The following is a 19346-nucleotide window of genomic DNA, read 5'->3' on the forward strand; positions in this document are numbered from 1 at the left end:
TTAATTAGAATTCACAGATAAAATAGGAGTGATTATTGTAAAGATAGCGCCGTCGCCATCATTAACGACTTCAATCTGACCATTTAGACTCGTTTCAGTAATCATTCTAGACATGTATAAACCAATACCCATGCCGCCTTCTTTGGTTGAGTAATAGGGTTCGAAAATGTGCGGTAAACTGTTTTCGGGTATCCCACCGCCATTATCCTTAACCAGCAAGCGGCACTGATTGTTTTCCAAAACGACCGACACACGGATAGTCCCTGTCGAGTGGAGGCTGAGAATGGCCTCTTTGGCATTCGTCAACAAATTCAACAAGACTTGGGAATATTCATTGAGGATGCCGTGAAGTTGGACATCGTTTTCGATATTTAATTCTATGTTAACGCTATGCGCTTTGAAACTCGCTTCGACTAAGGCAATCGCATCCTTAACAGCGTGCCGCAGGCTGAATGCTTCCCGCGGTTTGTTAGGGCTGAAAAAGTCGCGGAAATCATCAATAGTACTGGACATCTTTTCGATGTACCGCATGCCGTGTTGAAGCTGTTCTTCTAAAAAGTCGGTGCTTAAATCATCGAAGCGTTGAGCATCCTGAATATTGCCTAGCATCAGGCTTAACGCATTGAGTGGTTGTCGCCATTGATGGGCAATATTGTTGATCATCTCGCCCATGGTCGCCAATTTAGATTGTTGAATTAGCAAATGGTCTTTTTTCCGACTTTTACGTGTTTCTTCCGTGACTCGCCGCTCCAGTTCAGCATTCAACTGTCCAATTTCATTGATCAAACGTGCGTTTTCAATTGAAATAGCCATTTGTAGACTGAGTAATTCGACCATCCGCACTTTATCCGGTGTAAATACTCTGGTGGCCAGACGGTTTTCCAGGTACAGCACCGCGATCAGTTCACCTTGACGCAAAACTGGAAGACAAAATAACGACCGTATATGAAGTTCCATCACTTCGGGCAGGTTACTGAATTGCTGAGACTCCATGGCATTATCGAGTACAACACTAGTGCGTGTATGAATAACATAATGCACAATGCCCTGGCATATATCGTTAATATCAGTCAAGAATTCTCGAGTAAAGGCGTCAGTGGCCTTTTTTTCGATATGCCTTGCCGCGACACATTGCCATTGTTTAGCCTGGGCTTGAAGCAAGTATCCTTGTTGAGCACCTGAACATTCCAGTACCACCTGCATGATCTTGGCAAGCAAAGCTTTTTGGTCGATTTCAGCCGATAATGCTAGGGATGATTTCAACAAGTAGTCAGTGTCTAAATTCGGCAACAATGACGTTTCTTCTAACACCACAGCCTCTTCATTGCTTATCGGAGAGTTGCTTCGAAACAGTTGCGGATGACGTTCCAATAGTTGTATTACTTTCCCTTTAGCGCCACACTGCTGATATTGTTTCAGCGCAAATTCCAGATAGCTGTCAGCGCTCACTCGTTTTTGTGCAATCAACCATTCAGCGAAGCGTTCATTGATGAAACCGTCGAGAAAAACATAGTTTAGAGCACGAGCGGATTCAATGGCGTCCAGATAGCCGTTTGTGATGGTCGGTGAGTGATCGAAAACTCGCTGCCATTCAGCTTCGCATAAGGCTAGGTAGGGTTTCAATAATGGGCCTAAGGCAGCCCAGGTTTTTAATTGATCAAGGAAGGGTGTCAGTTCGTCATGCAGCTCTTTTCCCGCATTGACCGGCGCAACGCATAACGCATTCAGAATCTGAAATGCATACCACTGCCGCTTGAGTACATTATCGGTCATGCCGTTCAAAAAGCGTTTGACGCTATCAAGGCAGGTCAATGCTTCTTGATAACGACCAAAGTAAAAATGGCTGGCACCCAGCAAAACATAGTAACTTCCAGCAGAGGCGACGTGGTTACGGCTTTCCCATAAGGCCAGTTGTTCGCTCATTGTGTCTGCAGTGGCTTGAGGATGTTTCATAGGATTGACCCAACCAGCCATTACCGCTTCAGCAAGTCCTACAGAAAAAGACAGTTGGTTTTTTTGCGAAAACTCCAGACACTCCAACGCAGTGTCTTCGATAAGGGCAAAATCAGCACCGAGTACCTGCAAATTCCACATTAATGGTCCATAAGACAGGCCGGCATTGTATAAATCACCGCAATTTTTACCGCATTGAATGCCTTTGCGGCAAAAGTCGACAATTTCGTTTGGATGACTACGCGAATGCATGTTGCACCAGACGATACCGTTCATACCACGAGTTGCGCCAAAAGTATCGGGATAGCGCGTACAAAGTTCATGCGCTAGGTCTTGATAACGGAAGGCCATTTCAAACTGCCCCTGTTCACCTAAATTCAGTCCCATAATGGAGAAGGAATAAATCACCGATTCATCCATGCCGCCTTCCAAACAGTGAATCGTTGACTGAGCCGCGGACAGGTACAATTGTGGAACCAAGCCCGACATATACAGATCTGGAATCAATTCGCTATAAAACACCAACTCGATTTTGCTTTGGCGATCTTCGACGAAGGGCATGTTCAAGATTTTTTGCCAAACATCACCGTAGTCTCGATGAATCGATTGCATCAATACATTTAGGCGTTCTGTGGCTTCTTTATCGTCCTCCGGAATCGATTTATCAAAAAAACCAAGACCGCGATTTGCGGAATCTATGGCTTTAATGAAATTGCCTATGGAGGACAATGAGGTGGTTTGTTCCGCCAAGGCCTCGGCGCGATCTAAATCATTTTCCGCCCGTTTTAACAGTTGGTTTAGCAATACTTCGGATTGTTCATAACGTCCACACATCAGTTCTGTTTTGGCCAGTTTCTGATGTAACCTGAACATTAAGGGATATTGTGTCTGCCAGGCCGATTTCGATAAGAACGCTAATCCCGACCGGTAGTATTCGTTTGCAGCCTGGGTTGCCAGCGCATTGAGCGCCTTGTTGCCTGCGTATAAATTAATTTGAGCAAGTAGGAGGCTCTGCTTTTCGTCGATATTCTTCGGATAACCCAGATTAAGATGAGCGGCGACGGTAAACAGGTTTTCCTTAGCTTCTAATGCCTCGGAAATAACTTGGTGGCTTAAAAGATGCCAACCTACTTGCCAGTGTATGTTCTGTCGTTGGTGTGGCTCGATCAGCCGTAAAACAGCTTCCTGAACTCGGTCATGCACAAATTGAAACTCTGCTTTACTTTCTATGAGCAGGCCCAAAGTCAGTAGGGGTTTGAGCCGTTCAAACAAATCGAGCAGTGGCATGTCGCAGATAAGCGCGACATCGTCGGCCGAGAAGCGGTTACCCATACAAGCGCAGACCTTGATAACTTCCAAAGTCTGCGCCTCAAGACGCTGGACTTTAAATCCAAACATGTCGACGACACTGGTTGGCATGTTTGATAGCCTAATTCTCGCCATGTCCCAAATCCATTGCCCTTGATCGCTGTAAACCAGTAAATCTTCGTTGTGCAACCAGGACAAGCTTTCGCTGACAAACAATGGGTTGCCTTCAGTGAGCTCGGTGAGAAATGCCGCCAAATGATCTGTTCTCGGCAAAGGTAAATCCAGAATATAGGCGACCATTTCATGACAGGCTTGTGCGTCAAGCGCGCCGATACGTATTTCTTGAATTGCTTGGTGCTGTTCTTTAATTTGTCGTAATAAAAACACTAAAGCATGCGAAGTATCAACTTCGTTGTGTCGATAGGCACCAATAAAGAACAGGTGAGGGTGTTCGTCAGCTGCCGTAAAAAGATGACTGAGAAAATCGAAGGTAGCGCTGTCGCACCATTGCAAATCATCAATAAACAACACTAATGGATTTTCTTTACGCGCTAGGCAGGTTAAAAAAGCGCTGAATAAATTATTGAATCGATGCCGAGCTTCCACGGGAGGAAGCTCCGTAACTTCAGGTTGCGAGCCGATCAAAACCTCAAGTTCAGGAATGACGTTGCAAATGACGCGAGCGTGCTGATTCAAAGCGGATACTATTTGTTGTTTCCATTCATCGACACGACTATCGCTTTCGGTCAACAGGGTGCGGATAAGATTCCGTAACGCCTGAATTAACGAGCTATAAGGGATGTTTTTCTGATATTGGTCGAATTTGCCGGACGTAAAATAGCCTTTATGGGCGACTAGTGGTTGTTGCAACTCTTGAATCAAACGGGTTTTACCAATGCCGGGTAAACCGGAGATGAAGGCTGATTGAAAACCTTTACCACCAGTGACTTTGGTGTACTGTGCTAGAATGACTTTGGCTTCTCGATCTCGGCCGACCATTTTCGATATAAAAATGACTCGACGGGTATGATCGCGCAAACCTAACGTAAACGGCTCTATACGGCCATTTTGCCGATATTCTTCAGAGCATCGGTGCAGGTCCGCATACAGGCCACTGCCGGTCTGGTAGCGTTTCTCGGGCTCTTTGAGACACATTTTGGCAATAATCTGGGCAACGATGCCCGGTACAGCGGCGTTTAAGCTTGAAATTGGCAAGGCTTCTTCGGCCAAATGTGAATGAATTAATGCTAGCGGATCGGTACTGGCAAACGGTAACTTTCCAGTCAAAAGCTGATAAAAGACAATCCCTAGCGAATAAATGTCAGTCGAATAATCAACCCGATGGTTGATGCGTCCGGTTTGCTCCGGTGAGGTATAGGCTAATGTGCCTTCAACAAAGCTGCGATCATAAATAAAATGACTGAGTTCTTGGATATCGATGGGGTTCAGAAAATCGATCAAGCGAATGCTGCGTGTTTCGTGTTGAATCAGAATATTATGGGGTTTGACATTACCGTGAATAATGCCTGCCTCATGAATATTGTTAATCGCTTGTGTCAATTCAGCCGCTATGATGAAGAACGTATTCAGGTTCAGCGGGCTTTTGTTTTGCATGAGATAACTATCAAGCGTTATGCCGGGGAAATAGTCGTTGACAATAATGTGAGCTTCGCTGAAATACTCAATGCTACGGGGAACAATGACTCTTGGATCATGTATGATTTTCAGCCGTTCAACTCTTTGTCGAAGGTAGCGACGTTGGGCCTCATGATTGATTTGTCGCTTCAGGATTTTTACAGTGACAATGTCGTCCGGGTTATCTTTGCTGAAGGCTTTAAAAATCGAGGCATTCAGACTCTCTCCAAGATATTCAAGTAGCTGATAATAAGGGATTGATCTTGCTATTTTGCTGTTCTCTATTCCCATGTATCGCTCCTGGAAGGATTGGGACTTTTCAGTTTATTGAAAAAACAATATCTCGTTAATAACTTAATCACTTTCATTCGACTCTAAATGCAAGCTTATGTTCAGATGTTGTGAGTTGGATGCAAAACGGCGTGCAAAACTTTCCAGAATCCTGGGGAAATGAGCGTTGAAAAGTTTCCACCCCAGGTTGTTTAATGACCGGCTTTTTGCCGGAGAATCCTGGAGTGATAAAAATGGATACAATTGCCGAAATCAGGCGACTGCATTTTGTTGAAAACATAAAAATCAGCGAGCTGGCAAAAAGGTTTAAACTTTCCCGCCCGACTATTCGTAAACATCTAAAGACGATCGAAACGCCCGTTTATTCAAGCCGCAAAGAACAACCCCAGCCCAAACTGGGTGACTATCTCAACCAGTTAAATGGCTGGCTGGAAAAAGACACAGGATTACCTCGCAAACAAAGACGCAATGCCCAACGGCTATTTGAGTGCTTGCAGATTGAGGGTTATTGTGGCACTTATACCGCAGTGCAGCGCCATGTGCGAGATTGGAAACGGACTCGAACTAAAAGCCCCACTATCAAACAGGCGTTCGTGCCGCTAGCCTTTCCCCCGAAGAAACTTGTCAGTTCGACTGGAGTTATGAAACGGCGGTGATTGGCGGAGTAGAGCAACTCGTCAAGGTTGCCCATTTCCGCCTCAGCTATAGTCGTCAAATGTTCGTTATCGCCTATCCAAGAGAATCCCAGGAAATAGTGTTAGATGCGCATAATCAGGCCTTTGCTTTCTTTGGTGGTGTACCGAAACGGATGGCCCCGGACAACTTGAAAACAGTGGTGGATGCGGTCTTTGTCGGCAAGGAGCGTCGCTTTAACCGGCGCTTTTAACACTAGCCAATCACTATCTGTTTGAGCCAGTAGCCTGCACACCGGAGTCGGGTTGGGAAAAAGGCCAGGTGGAAAATCAGGTGCGTAACATTCGCGAATGGATATTTACACCGCTACCGCGCTGTGCCGACTTTACTTCGCTTAACGTTTGGTTAGCGAAGCGTTGTCTGGAGTTGGCTGGACGCCCGCATCTGCTGAAAATCTTGGAGTGTGCCACAGACACACAAACTGACGCTATACGGAAATAGGGATCAGATGTGTATAAGCTCATTGGAAGATGATGGTAGGTCCATCAAAGTCTGCTGTCGGAAACCGGCTTTAAACCACCTCAAGCTGCTTGTATTAAGAGTGCAGGTAGTGAGCGTTGAGGAAAAACTAATTCATAATTAGCAGGTAGGGTACCGCCAACACTCACGAACGGCTTCAGGCAACCTTGTGTGTACAATCTGTCACCTACTTCGGCCAACACCGGATAGAGTGTTTCCGATGCAATGGGATCCAGCAAGTTGCCGATTTGGCTGGTCGAAGGAATTTGATGAACACCAAAAATCGATTGTGCGTTATTTCGATTGTGGAGTTTTTCCATTAATCAATACTGAACTTCCTCTTGTCGGAAACAAATTATTGACAAAATATACGACCAGTCGTATATTGGTATCCACTATGAACAGCAAACTCTCCAAACGCACAAAATTATTAGATCAGGGTGTTTATCTGCTGATGAACCAGGGCTATCATGCAACCGGTATTAACGAAATCGTAAATGCCGTACAGGTGCCCAAGGGTTCATTTTATAGCTACTTTGATAGCAAAGAAGAATTTGCTGCTCAAGCCATTACCCATTATATGGAGCCATTTATACAGCTATTAACGAGGCACCTACAACACTCACAGGTTGACCCGCTCTCTGCTTTAAAAAACTACTATGCAGAGCTTATTGTTGCAGTGGAAAAGAATGGATACAAAGGTGGATGTTTATTGGGTAACCTGATGGGTGAAATTGGCGATACCAGTGAACGGTGCAATCAGGCACTAAAATCTGCCATTGAACGCTACAAAGCGCTGCAATATAAAGCATTACTGCAAGCACAAAAAGAAGGCACGGTACGTACTGATCGAAGCGCCGAAATTATGGCTAACTTGTTGGTAAATAACTGGCAAGGTGCGTTGTTACGGATGAAAATCGAACAATCCGTGCAACCTTTGCAAGAGTTTTGCGATACCTTACTGAATGATTATTTTGTTGCCAAGTCCAATTTAGATTAGGAACAAAGCAAGTCGACACAACCGCCGGTTGTTTAGGTCTTTTTTTGCCCAACATCAAGACGACCGGTCAACTATTAGCTATAGGGATTTGATATGAGCGAAGAAAAAACCTTAATGGATTTTGTTAAACAAGCAAAATCACAAATACACGAAATAGAGGTCTTAAATGTTAAATCTCTATTGGATGAAGGCTATCAGGTACTGGATGTTCGCGAACCTGCCGAATTTATGTCAGGTACTATTGAGGGTGCATTAAATATTCCACGCGGGATACTGGAAGCGGCGGCAGACCGCCAATACGCAGGTCGTCGTGAAGAATTAATGGATCGCGATAAAAAATGGCTACTACTTTGTGCCAGTTCGGGGCGCTCTGCCATGGCGGCGGCTGTGATGCAACAAATGGGCTTTAAACATATTAGGAATATTAATGGCGGCATTGCAGCCTGGAAGGCGGCCGAATTAGCCGTGAGCATTCCACCACAAACTTAAGAATGAATCATTTGAAAGGACTGTTTAACTAACAAACTTTTAAACGATATCGCCATGATGGCTTATATCGTTTTTTTAAACAACCAACATCAGACGACTGGTCATATAACAGCATAGGAGACAATATGCCTAAATATATTATTGAACGAGAAATCCCTAATGCAGGCCAATTAACCGCGGCAGAGCTGCAACAAATATCACAAAAGTCCTGCTGTATTCTGAACGACATGGGGCCGCAAATTCAGTGGGTGGAAAGTTATGTGACAGATAACAAAATCTATTGCATTTACATCGCCCCCGATAAACAAAGCATAAAAACACATGCGGAACGTGGCGAGTTTCCGGCCAATTCGATTGCCGAAGTAAAAACCATGATTAATCCAACCACAGCTGAACATAGCGGAGGTTAAACACCATGAAAATACAATGGGATAAACAAACATGCTCTCATTCCGGCAACTGTGTCAAATCACTGCCCGAAGTATTCAAAGTGGTCGACGGACAATTTGTGATCGAACAGGACAAAGCGACTGATGCTGAAATCGTCAAGGTAGTCAATCAATGCCCTTCGGGCGCGCTCAAACGCGTCGACTGACTAAAAAACGGGGTTTCTTGTACATGGCGCAAAATATTCATTATTGATGCGCCTAACACGTTGCCCCTTAACTGAATAATCAAGTAAAGGAGTCATTATGACTAGCTCGACAAAACGCATTATCGTCGTAGGCGGCGGAATTGGCGGTACGATGACCGCCAATAATTTAGTCGCTAAATTTTATCCGGAGATTCTAAAAGGTGAAATTGAGATTATGATGCTCTCAAATTCCCCCAACCATATTTACAAACCCGCCAATATGTATGTGGCCTTTAATGCCTATCATCCCCATGAACTGGTGCGTAAACAACGTTCATTATTACGCCCGGAAATTATTTTTCATGTCGATGGCGTTGAAAGTTTCGAATTTGAGCAAAATCGTGTCCTCTGCGAAAGCGGCAAGCGCTACGATTATGAGTATCTGGTTATTTCTACCGGCTGTATTCCGGCACCGGAACGTATTGAAGGATTGAAAGAGGCAGGCGATCATTTTTATCAGACTAAAGCGGCACAACAACTCGCTCATAAATTACGCACCATTGAAGAGGGCCGTATATTTATCACTGTCAATTTTCCCAAGACCCCGAACGTACCTCATCAATGCGGCATTGCCCCTATCGAAACCACGTTAATGCTTGATGAATATTTACGTAAACGCGGCGTGCGTGACCGTGTAGAAATTATTTACAGCTACCCCACCGTCTCTCAATTATTGCGTAATTGTTTATTTTTGCAGAAACCAACCTGCGATGTGTTGCCTACCATTTTCGATAGTAAAAACATTAAATATCAACGCGGTTTTACTTTAGACAAGGTCGATCCCGAAGCAAAAATTGCTTATTCGGAAGAAGGTAAATCTCAAGAATTCGATATTTTAATGGCTACGCCGCCTATTCGCGCGGTAGATGCCGTCATTAATTCAGGAAAGTCACAAGCCCAAAATAATGAAGGCTGGTTACCTACCGACTTTGAGACCTTGAAAATGTACGGCACCGATAATGTTTATGTGATGGGAGATACCGTTGATTTGCCGGTTAGTAAAGCCGGTGGCACTTGCCATAACCAATCACCTGTTGTCGTGGAAAATATCGCTTCGGAAATTCGTCGCGGCTATACCTCTGCTATCTATGATGGGAAAGTACAGGCAATCGCTCAAATGGGATTGGAAGCCGGCATGCCACTCTGGTACGACTATAAACATGATGTACAGGTCGCCCCACCTACCAAGCTCGGGGGCTTAATGCGTAAAACGTTTAATCGCGGCATTTATTGGGCTGTTGCGCGTGGAATGGTTTGATTACAGAGGAATTACTTATGTCTGAAGAAATACAGTTAAATACAAACGTAGAAAAACTTATATCGGATACGGTTCTTAATGACCCGGCAACCATTGATGGTATTAAGAATTTAATCGATAAAGCAACTCCCTTAGTACAAGCCGGACGCTTCAATAACATCATCGATTTATTGTCAATCATATCGGACAATATCGAATTTCTTGATGAAGCGGCGTTGGAAAAAACCACTAAAGTAGGCGAAGAAATTTTAGCCTTGGGTTGGACGGCCGGTAATGCCGTGCGTATGGCGCATGCTCAAACAGAAGCATTAGAAAAGCCACCCGGATTGTTTCAACTAATCAGCGCCCTAAACGACCCGGATGTCCGCCGTTCATTACATTTTTTTATCGGCACCATGCGTATTATTGGCAGGCAGATGAAGAATGATTAATCAGTCAATTTTAGGTGGCCTGCTTACTTAAATAGGTGACAACTATTATCAACGTTATGCAGACTAAGTTTCCCCTCACGCCTCACAATGTTACGCTGTTAGGTAGATATTTAGCCCATTGATAATAAATTATTATACTCATCGTAGATCAAAATTCGGCACCGGGGACCCGTCAAAGGACGCCGTGAATACATCCATGTAGGCTCTATGCCAGCATCCATGCTGACAAAGCCTTTGCCGAGCACCCCGGCGCCTCCTTAGGGACTGCCGAAATTTGAAGTGCGAAAGGTATAACTCAACATCCACTCTATATTAAAAATATTATGAAAATAACGTACCTTTTAAAAAAATCACTTATTATTTTAACCTTCCTTTATCCAATGCTGGCACAAGCTGAAATTCTAGCGTTAGTTAATTATCAAAGTAAACCCGATCAAACGCTAAAGCGGGAAGGGTTGGCGATTATTGATCTTGATTTCAACTCTGAGAACTTTGGAAAGATTGTAAAGGATATTCCATTACCCACAGATTTAGTGGCGCATCATATTTTTTATAATAAAGATGTAACTAAGGCCTATGTCGCTTCCTTAGGCAGTAACCCCTTGCAAGTAATCGATATGACAAAACAACCTTATGAGCTTAAGACCATTTCTGTTCCTGAGTGTCAGGTTGCGGAAGACTTGGTCTTTTCAGGCGATAAAAAAAGATGGTATGTCACCTGTATGGGTTCTAGCAATGTCATTATGGGTGATGCACAAACAGATAAGCAGATTAAAGTCATTGCCGCAGCCAAAACGGCGACAAGCAAAAAATTTATTAGCCATCCGCACGGTATTGGAATAAACGATGAAATTAATCGAATTGTCATTGCTAACACGGTGCACCCGACTGATTTCAGCGATGCAGATGAAACAGTAACGATCATTACAGCCCGCAGTGGTAAAATACTCTCTACACATAAAATGTCGGAAAAAGCATCACCTTCAGGTTCAGCCCCTGTTGAGGCGGTATTTTTACCTAAATCAAATCCAGTGCGGCTTTATATCAATACCATGTTTGGCAATACCTTGTGGACAGGCGTTTGGAATAGCATGAGTCAAAACTTTAGCTTTTCACAAGTTTTTGATTTTAACTCTTTAAAACAAGGAGTCCCTTTAGAAATTTACTTTAACCATAAACTTGACAAAATGTATATTACGACAGCAAGCCCAGGTTATTTAAATATTTTCAATATTAAAAATCCAGCCAAACCGGTACTTGAAAAATCGATTGCAACTGCGGAGGGCTCGCATCATGTTGTCTTTTCTCCTGATGAACGATATGCCTTTGTGCAAAATAACCTTTTAAATTTACCAAATATGAGCGATGGTTCTATTACGGTAGTTGATTTGCAAAAATCGACCGTAAAAATGACGATTGATACATTTAAAAATCAAGGCCTAACTCCAAACAGTATTGTCATGATGCCGAAATGGTATCATGACAACGCTCACTAGAAACGGTCGAAAAAGCTCAAGGGCGCGACCAACTTGATTCATGGTTTTACAAAACTGAAAGTAAACATCCCCCGGACAAAGCCGGGGGAATTTCTCATTATTACTATGCATAAAAGGAAACTTCACATAATGGCCGGATGTTGACCATCAGCCGATTCAAGAAAGGCAATATGCGAATTATATTAGGTGCTAACGTACGTTTTCGACCCGTTGGATTTTCACTTCCAAAATCAAGCCGGATCGGCATGCAGATGAATGCCTAGTGCCTTCGTTACTTTGAGGATCGTATCGAAACTGGGGATATGCTCGCCGTCCAGGGATCGATACAGGCTTTCGCGGGAAAGACCGGTATCTCGGGCAATCTGCGACATACCGCTATCGATCCAACGATATCACCTGCAATAGCGCCTATCATTGTTTTGTCCATCCCAAACTAGACATGAATAACCGGCATTCTATTCATGCTGCCGTTAGCGTTAAGCCAGAATACCAGCGGCACCGCAGCATTTCTTGTATTTTTTGCCGCTACCGCAGGGGCAAGGATCATTCCTACCGACTTTGTCGGACTTGGCCGGTTCCGGTGGATTTAAGGCGCGCTCCAGGTCTGAAATATCTTCCGGCTTATCCGGCTCGATACCAATGATGTAATGCCAACCCTGCGAAGCACAGGTTTCTGCCACGTATTCGCCACGTTTACTGTTTTGCACACAAACGATAATGGGGTTCTTATCTGAGCCCAGTCTTGCCATAATCTTGAATTATTGGGTGAATAAAAAATGAATGATTTTAACCGATTATCGATTGCTGTAGATGAATGTTTTATCCAACGAGAAGCAATCCAGTCGTCGGCAATGCTGATTTACATGCTTGTTCACCGGCCAGAGATGTTGTTGTTCTCCAAACTGCAACAGAAAGCCACAGAATCGGTAATTTCAATGTGCCAGTTCCCGATTCAGAGTCTTGTTGGGAACGATAACTTCACGCTGCCTGTCTCATACGGCAATATTCGCGACGAAGGTTTATAATCCTGTTAAGACTAACGATTAAAACTTTGCGCCCATCATGCAAATAAACTTCACGAAAAAAGAATACCGGATATTGCTCGATTTGATCCATATCGCCGATTGGGTCTTGCACGCACATAGCACAGATGATCGCGCCGATACCAAAGACTACAGAAATTTGATGCAAAAATTGATGTCGTACGCCAAGGAGATGGGCTTCGAGGCTCTTGTCGATTTCGATAAAGAACGAGGGGAGTACGTCACTTCAGGTGAATTCGCAGGTGAATCCGTGGCTGAAGATTATATTGAAGAGTTCGAAGATAACACTTTTTGGAGTCAGTTAATTGGAAGGTTATCGGACCGCGACGCGATGAGACAAACCGGGGTCAATCATTTGAGCGAGATTGAAATGAGCGAACGATTTAAAGCTATCGGGGAGGCCGAGGAAAAATGGATAACGGAAATCGATAACTACGGCCTGAGCAGAATCCGTATCGATGACGATGAATCGAAACCGTAAGTTTCTGTTCAAATGCTCCCGCTAGTCCTGTTGGTAAGAAAGAAGAAACTGAATATCATCCGATTTAGGAATATATTCTGAGAGCTGTTGGCCGAAGCTCCGCCGCTCAATCGAATCGCCCAAGACCCAATCCTGAGCGGAACCAAACTTACCGCAGAAGCGTGGGATGCCGCGGGGCCTAAGAAGATGGTCGTTTTTACCAGCAGGACTGGGCGGATTGGAACGGACGCTACCCGGACGTCCCACACTTCTGGCTCGACAGACTGAACCTCTAGCCAGAATCAGACTCCAATCGCTAGTCGGGTTTCTTCAAGGTTCTTCTCTGCCAGTTACCCATAAAGAGGCTTCAAAAAGGCGTTTGAGCGCCTTGCGTTCCTGCAATGGACCGTGCCGCAACGATCGTAACTAGGGGTTTCCATGTTGGATTTGTTAAAACGTAGCGACGAGGCTTCGGAATCCCCGGGTCTGTGGTTCGCCATCAAGAAGGCCGCTAGACGGATACAGGACTGGTTCGTGATTCAATCGACCGCCGTCAAGGTGACGATGTTGGTTGTGGCTCTCCTAATTCCAGCCACCGGCATCTATTCGTTCGTACTCATTCAGAAGCAGGCCGCCATTGCTGAGCAGGTCAAGGCCATGGCTGTTGCCGGTACGGAGGGCGAGGAGGTGTGGTCGTTAAACGACAAGCTGCCTGTGGTATTTGGTAACGGCCCGTTGCTGAGCTTCCTGGAAACGAACCCGGTCGAGCGTATTACGGTGGTTTACGAGCCGCTGCTGTGGAACGTATCGGAGCGCATCATCCTGATCGAATCGCAGGGCAAGCAGTACGCGTACTACCCCAGCGACATGGAGACCAAGATCTTCGCCGACAAAGCGGCCATAGCGCCTTGGGGCGCCAAGCTTGTCTTCATACCGCGCGGTGAACTCAGCGCCAGCAGCAGTGAATTGTTTGAGCGCCTGGATCAGCGTTTTGCCAGCGCCCGCCCGCAATCCGAAAAGGACGGCTGGAAGGCCAACGTCAGTGGTGTACTGTCGGTTGCGCTTACGCTCGGCGTACTGGGATTCTTGTATTTCCAGCTCATGGGACAGCACAAGTCGCTCAAGTTCATCGAGCCGGCACAGGTGCACGGCTCTATCGACGACCTGGTTGGCATGGGGGACATCAAGGCCGAGGTGGCACAGATCAAGGATCAGTATGAGCGCCGCGCGGAATATGCTGAGTACGGCATCTTCAAACCTTTTAATGTGATGTTCAGCGGCCCGGCTGGTACCGGAAAAACCAAGTTAGCCAGCTACCTGGCCAAGGAGTTGCAGTTGCCCATCCTGTTCCACTCTGCCGCCAATCTGGAAACGGGCTTCGTGTCCGGCGGCTCGAATACGCTCAGCCGTATCGTGGCCATGGCCAAACGGCGCAAGCGCTGTATCATTTTCTTGGACGAGGCACAGGATCTGTTCATGAAACGCGGCGGCCGCCGCAAGTTCGACGACGACACCGCGAACACATTTCTCTCCGTGCTGGATGGTGTGCGCAGCAAAAACGAAGCCGAGATCATTTGGATCGTGGCTAGCAACTTCAATAGCGAGACCATGGAGATGGACGAGGCCATGCTGCGCCGCTTTCAGATGAAGGTGGATTTTCGTATGCCTAACCGAGCAGAGCGGCTGGCTGTCATCAATCACTACCTGGGCCAGCGAGCCGAAAAAGTGCTGCCCAACCTGGACTTGCGCCATCTGGTGGATGTGACCGAAGGCAGCAGCCCGGCAGACCTGGAGACCATCGTCAATCAGGCGGGCATTTCGGCCGTGCAGACCGGCGAAATGATCGGCGCCAATACCCTGATGCAGGCTGCTGAACGCGTGTTGGTGGGTAACGTAAATACTGACACCACTGCGGAACGTGAGCGCGACCGTCGCATCATCGCCGTGCACGAATGGGGTCATTTTTTGGTGGACCTTGAGCACGAACGCAAGCTGACCAACGACAACTGGGAGCAGATCCTGGCCGATCTGAAAACCATCAAGATTTCGCTTAAGGCCAACTCGCGTACCAACGCGCTGGGATTTGTGTTTCACAAGCAGGGGGGCAATCTGCTCAAGACCAAGAGCGATATCGAACACGACGTGCGCGTGCTGCTGGGCGGCATGGCCAATGAAGAACTATTCTTTGGTGAGGAAGGCACGACCAATGGGGCACACAACGATATCACCCGCGTGACGCAGTTGCTGCACCACGCCGTGGGCGAAATGGGCATGTACCGCAAGACTCGGCTGAACTTCGGCGCACTCTCCCGTGAACATACCGAAGTGGACGAGGAAACGCGCAGCATCATGGAAGCACAGAGCGAGCGCATATACGGCGAAACCAAGGCCGTGCTGGCCCAACTCAAGCCGCTAACGGAGCATCTGGTCGGCAAACTCCTGGAAGCCGACGAAATGGACCTAAATGAGGCGCTGTTCGAAATCCGCAGATTTGAGGCGACCTGATACCCGGATGAGTAGAGTCATCGGTGAAAACGCAACGATCAGAGAATAGTGGGGAATCTGTTTAACTTGCAGGGGGAGTATGATTTCTCGGATGAAATCAGCAATTCCCAATTTAAAACCCTGATAAAATAAGGGGCACTTAAAACTAATCAATCGCAACATTAATAAAGCCATTGGTAGATACAAATGGACTTGGAAATCAGGGTAAACGCATTAAAACTACATATAAAATCAAATGGTTATAATGCGTAGTATTTTCAGTAATTTCATAGCGGCAGCCTTTATTGCCACAAAATAAAAAACTAACAAATAAAATATTCTGCAAGCTTAGGTTGAATAGTCATAACATATTGATATGGCATTTATTTTAATGCGTTTGCCCTGACTTGGAAATAATTGACTTGATACGTCGCACCTTCGAAGACTTACCGGACTCCCGTAAACCCGGCAACAATCGGAAATACAGGATAGAAGATGCCGTTCTGAGCGCCTTCTCGGTGTTCTTCACGCAAAGCCCGTCTTTTCTGGATTATCAGCGACGGATGGAAAAACTCCACAATCGAAATAACGCACAATCGATTTTCCTGATTAGCAAGTTTCTTCAGCTAAAGCCCAAAAACCAGCATATCCCTAGCAGGACGGGGTTTGCAACCCATACGCATCAAGCTAAAAATCGCCTTCCTCGATTTGGTGGTCGAGAGCGTACTACGCGGTTTCACAAATCCGCTTTGGGATGTATAGTTTGCGGTCCACATTACTCAATGGATAACCAGAAATGGAAGCCGCCCCGATTGAAACGCTCACACATCAAATTGACCAGTATTTAGCAACTTGGTTCGACGAAGAAACCTGTAAAACCTTGGCCAAGTCTAGCGGATTTATTCAACGCAGCACGAGTCGCTTGACCGGCAGCGATTTTTTTAAATCTGCTGACGGTCGATACGCTTAGCGAGCCGACGATTAGTTATGAAGGTTTGTGCGATAGCCTGGAGGAACGAAGCGGCGTGGATCTGACACCGCAAGCCTTGTGCGGGCGAATGAACAGCGATGGTGCGGTACAGTTTATGGAAGCGGCGCTGACCAAGACTTTGCGCGAGACGGTCGGTCCGCCTTTGACGGCACAAGAAGCCGCATGGCTAGCTCCGTTTCCTCGGGTTTTACTGCAAGACAGTAGCCAAATCGAAGTGAACGAAGCCTTGACCGAAGCGTTCAAAGGGAGTGGCGGTAACGCCAGCACGGCCAGTGTTAAAATCGATTTCAGCTATGACGTCAAAAACGAACGGGCCGAACATATCGCGATACGTCAGGGCACCGACAGCGATCAGGGTTTTGCCACAGACGTGCTCGCGCGAGTGCGTAAGGGAGGACTTGTCTGGCGTAATCGATTTGATTGATTAGGACGTGCTCGCGCGAGTGCGTAAGGGAGATTTGATCATTCGAGATTTGGGCTATTTCAGCTTGGCCGCCTTTGCTCAAATCATGCTGATCGGTGCGTATTTCTTAAGCCGACTCAGCTATACCGTCAATCTCTATAAGAGCGCCGATGAAGCCGCGTCACCGATTAATCTGATCCAGTACATCAATCGTTTCGGTGGTGGTCAGCAAACGATGGAGTTTTCGCTGTTTGCCGGTGAGAAACACCGTCTGCCCATCCGCTTAGTGGTTTATCGGCTGCCGCAAGAGGTCTACCGGAAGCGACAAAAAGCGGCGATTAAAACGGCCAAACGCAAAGGGCGCCGGGCGCGCTTGTCCTACTTGAAATTTCTCAAGTATAGCTTCTTCATGACCAACGTCCCCGCCGATGTTTGGCCGAAAGAAGCGTTAGGTACCCTGTACCGCTTGCGTTGGCAAGTCGAATTGACGTTTAAACACTGGAAATCGTTGTTCTGCATCGACCTCTTGAAAGGCACGCGTCNGGAACGTATCCGATGTCTTCTCTATGGGCGTCTGATCGTCATTCTGACCGTGCAACGGTTGCTCGCGCTGGCTGCACGGCAGGCGGAAAACGAAGGTCGCGAACTGTCTTTTGACAAAGCTATCCAATGGTTGTTGCGACAGGATCGGTTTTTGAAAGCCTTTGTCGCGCGGCAGTTCGACACGCTGATGCGTAAGCTGTTAGGTAACCTGCGAAGGCTGCTTAAAGCCAAGCGAAAGCGGCGCACGACTCGGCAATTGATTACACAACAAGTAGGATACTTGGACAGCTTCTCAGACTCGTCGGAGGAACTCGATAACGGTTTAGCTGCGGGGAGCTACGCTTAGCTTGATGCGTATGGGTTGCAAACCCCGTCCTGCTAGGGATATGCTGGTTTTTGGGCTTTAGCTGAAGAAACTTGCTAATCAGGTGAATTATTACTAAAGTTTCGGAGTTTATTTTAACCCCCATAAATAGCCCAAAACCCTTGATCTATAAGGCCTCAAGCCTTAGGGTTTTAGGGTCAAGTTGCAAGACTTGCATAAACCAGCAGTGTATGTGTGCATCTATCGTTTCCAGCACGAGTGCGGTGACCGCATCACCCAATACCGCTGTTAATTCATCCAGCGCACCGCTGAGCACGGCACGAAATACCTACCACAGTTTGGCGGCATAATGGATGTCGGTGCTGTTCGCTCGCAATTGCTGCCTCATACCGGCAACGCTGGCAACACCGTGCATCTGTTTGGCAATCACCAACAGGCAAAAGCGTATGGCCGTTAAGTGAATCGAAGCCACGTAAGCCGCATAGTGTGTGCTTTGCTCTTTCAAAAAGCCCAGCTGCTGCTTCGCTTCCTTGAAATACACTTCGATCGCCCAGCGCATCGCATAAAGTTCGAGTATCTGTGTCGCCGTTAAGGCGGTATCGGTGCAGAGGAACACCGCCCAATCCTTTTTACCGGCTTGCGTTTTATCGGTGCGGGCGGTGCCGCGCACAAACAACAGTCGAACCGGCGCCCACTGTTCGGGCTGCTTGTCCTGTTCGGCCAGGTTGATTTCAACATCCACGACTTTAGCCTGGTACGGCTGTCCGACAATGGGTTGCCAGTGTTTCCGAACGACGTGTCGATACAGCGCCTGGACATCCAAGTCACGGTTGATCACCGCCTCCCCGCGATACTCGCGGAGCCGGTACTTCAGCTTGCTCTTCTTCATGCGTAGCACGGCTACTAACGACGCCTCTTGGCTCAGGCGAATCATCGCTTTGCTGCCAAACCCGGCATCGGCCAGTAAATAATCCCCTTCGATGCCCGTCCGTAACGCACGGTGTATCATGGTTTTCGCCATCTCCGGCTTAGTCTGTTACTGTGCTGCGGCATAGCGCTTGGCCACGATACTACGCCCATCTTGAAAAGCTTGCGTCAACGGCTGCGCTCGGGTTTGACTGATGTAAAGCTCGCTATCCAACGGCACAAATCCGGCTTCGCAGCTCAAGCCCAAGGTCAACACCTGCTGCCCCATGACATGCCGCCCGGTCGTATGATCGAAGTGACTGGACACGCCCGGCATCTTCTTGCCGAACCGTTGCTGAATCGAATCATCCAAGACCAAGGCCTTCGGGCCGGCGCTCATCAAGGCGCGTACCGCCTTCTCATTTCAGCCTCCTTAGGAATATGCACAAAATAACTGCTACAAGTAGTAGGCTTTGCGGAGGTTCGGTGATTCGCTTCAGGACCGCCGTGAATACATCCATGTAAACTTGACGGCGGCTTTCCC

General features: G+C 46.8%; 19 protein-coding genes and 2 pseudogenes. 16 read left to right on the forward strand and 5 right to left on the reverse strand.

Annotation, left to right across the window (positions count from 1 at the left end):
* On the reverse strand, positions 1-5187 hold the full coding sequence (locus tag METBU_RS0104560; RefSeq protein ID WP_017839500.1) for an AAA family ATPase: 5187 nt from the start codon (positions 5185-5187) through the stop codon (positions 1-3).
* A 194-nt stretch (positions 5188-5381) separates the two neighbouring features.
* Between METBU_RS0104560 and METBU_RS28640 the strand changes: the two genes are divergently transcribed.
* From METBU_RS28640 to METBU_RS0104605, 9 genes are all read left to right on the forward strand, one after another.
* Positions 5382-5843, forward strand: coding sequence for an HTH domain-containing protein (locus METBU_RS28640; RefSeq protein ID WP_235726378.1), 462 nt, complete (start codon positions 5382-5384; stop codon positions 5841-5843).
* A complete protein-coding gene (locus METBU_RS28645; protein ID WP_026130025.1) occupies positions 5840-6073 on the forward strand; it encodes a DDE-type integrase/transposase/recombinase in 234 nt (77 codons plus the stop codon). Before METBU_RS28640 ends, METBU_RS28645 begins: the two co-directional genes overlap by 4 nt.
* Positions 6074-6559: 486 nt before the next feature.
* Positions 6560-7339, forward strand: coding sequence for a TetR/AcrR family transcriptional regulator (locus METBU_RS23295; protein ID WP_017839501.1), 780 nt, complete (start codon positions 6560-6562; stop codon positions 7337-7339).
* Between the two features lie 93 nt (positions 7340-7432).
* Entirely contained in the window at positions 7433-7828 is a 396-nt protein-coding gene (locus tag METBU_RS0104580) for a rhodanese-like domain-containing protein (RefSeq protein ID WP_017839502.1), read from the forward strand.
* 125 nt (positions 7829-7953) lie between these two features.
* Positions 7954-8238 carry a DUF4242 domain-containing protein gene (locus tag METBU_RS0104585; protein ID WP_017839503.1) on the forward strand — a complete coding sequence of 95 codons (285 nt, stop codon included), beginning with the start codon at positions 7954-7956 and terminating at the stop codon, positions 8236-8238.
* Positions 8239-8243: 5 nt separating this feature from the next.
* Positions 8244-8423, forward strand: a complete 180-nt coding sequence (locus tag METBU_RS0104590) for a (4Fe-4S)-binding protein (RefSeq protein ID WP_017839504.1) — start codon at positions 8244-8246, stop codon at positions 8421-8423.
* Between the two features lie 97 nt (positions 8424-8520).
* Positions 8521-9720 (forward strand): NAD(P)/FAD-dependent oxidoreductase, encoded by a 1200-nt coding sequence (locus tag METBU_RS0104595; RefSeq protein ID WP_017839505.1) that lies wholly within the window; start codon positions 8521-8523, stop codon positions 9718-9720.
* A 17-nt stretch (positions 9721-9737) separates the two neighbouring features.
* Positions 9738-10151 carry a helical membrane plugin domain-containing protein gene (locus METBU_RS0104600; protein ID WP_017839506.1) on the forward strand — a complete coding sequence of 138 codons (414 nt, stop codon included), beginning with the start codon at positions 9738-9740 and terminating at the stop codon, positions 10149-10151.
* Positions 10152-10474: 323 nt separating this feature from the next.
* Entirely contained in the window at positions 10475-11647 is a 1173-nt protein-coding gene (locus METBU_RS0104605; protein WP_017839507.1) for a YncE family protein, read from the forward strand.
* Between the two features lie 230 nt (positions 11648-11877).
* Here METBU_RS0104605 and METBU_RS23300 read toward each other — a convergent pair whose 3' ends face one another.
* Together METBU_RS23300 and METBU_RS23305 are read right to left on the reverse strand one after the other, a co-directional pair.
* Positions 11878-12018, reverse strand: a complete 141-nt coding sequence (locus METBU_RS23300) for an addiction module antidote protein (RefSeq protein WP_017839508.1) — start codon at positions 12016-12018, stop codon at positions 11878-11880.
* Positions 12019-12123: 105 nt separating this feature from the next.
* Complete coding sequence (locus METBU_RS23305) at positions 12124-12396, reverse strand: PBPRA1643 family SWIM/SEC-C metal-binding motif protein (protein WP_083877620.1); 273 nt, start codon at positions 12394-12396, stop codon at positions 12124-12126.
* 27 nt (positions 12397-12423) lie between these two features.
* Here METBU_RS23305 and METBU_RS0104620 point away from each other — a divergent pair, with 27 nt between their 5' ends.
* From METBU_RS0104620 to METBU_RS0104645, 7 genes and pseudogenes are all read left to right on the forward strand, one after another.
* The gene (locus tag METBU_RS0104620) at positions 12424-12672 is read left to right on the forward strand and encodes a hypothetical protein (protein ID WP_026130026.1); all 249 of its coding nucleotides are present in this window, start codon (positions 12424-12426) and stop codon (positions 12670-12672) included.
* Between the two features lie 37 nt (positions 12673-12709).
* The gene (locus METBU_RS0104625) at positions 12710-13171 is read left to right on the forward strand and encodes a hypothetical protein (protein ID WP_017839511.1); all 462 of its coding nucleotides are present in this window, start codon (positions 12710-12712) and stop codon (positions 13169-13171) included.
* Between the two features lie 417 nt (positions 13172-13588).
* Positions 13589-15655, forward strand: coding sequence for an AAA family ATPase (locus METBU_RS0104630; RefSeq protein WP_017839512.1), 2067 nt, complete (start codon positions 13589-13591; stop codon positions 15653-15655).
* Between the two features lie 386 nt (positions 15656-16041).
* A pseudogene (locus METBU_RS28650) lies at positions 16042-16251 on the forward strand (ISNCY family transposase); the annotation flags it as partial.
* 179 nt (positions 16252-16430) lie between these two features.
* The gene (locus METBU_RS27945) at positions 16431-16604 is read left to right on the forward strand and encodes a hypothetical protein (RefSeq protein WP_017839513.1); all 174 of its coding nucleotides are present in this window, start codon (positions 16431-16433) and stop codon (positions 16602-16604) included.
* A gap of 55 nt (positions 16605-16659) precedes the next feature.
* Positions 16660-17049 (forward strand): hypothetical protein, encoded by a 390-nt coding sequence (locus METBU_RS0104640; RefSeq protein WP_040575281.1) that lies wholly within the window; start codon positions 16660-16662, stop codon positions 17047-17049.
* Positions 17050-17068: 19 nt separating this feature from the next.
* Entirely contained in the window at positions 17069-17917 is an 849-nt protein-coding gene (locus METBU_RS0104645) for an IS4 family transposase (protein ID WP_017839515.1), read from the forward strand.
* A gap of 145 nt (positions 17918-18062) precedes the next feature.
* Here METBU_RS0104645 and METBU_RS27950 read toward each other — a convergent pair whose 3' ends face one another.
* On the reverse strand, positions 18063-18212 hold the full coding sequence (locus METBU_RS27950; RefSeq protein WP_175421678.1) for a hypothetical protein: 150 nt from the start codon (positions 18210-18212) through the stop codon (positions 18063-18065).
* Positions 18213-18224: 12 nt separating this feature from the next.
* Positions 18225-19202: pseudogene (locus METBU_RS25135) on the reverse strand (transposase).
* Between the last annotated feature and the right edge of the window lie 144 nt (positions 19203-19346).

The sequence above is a fragment of the Methylotuvimicrobium buryatense 5G genome (assembly GCF_000341735.1).
GTDB lineage: Bacteria > Pseudomonadota > Gammaproteobacteria > Methylococcales > Methylomonadaceae > Methylotuvimicrobium > Methylotuvimicrobium buryatense.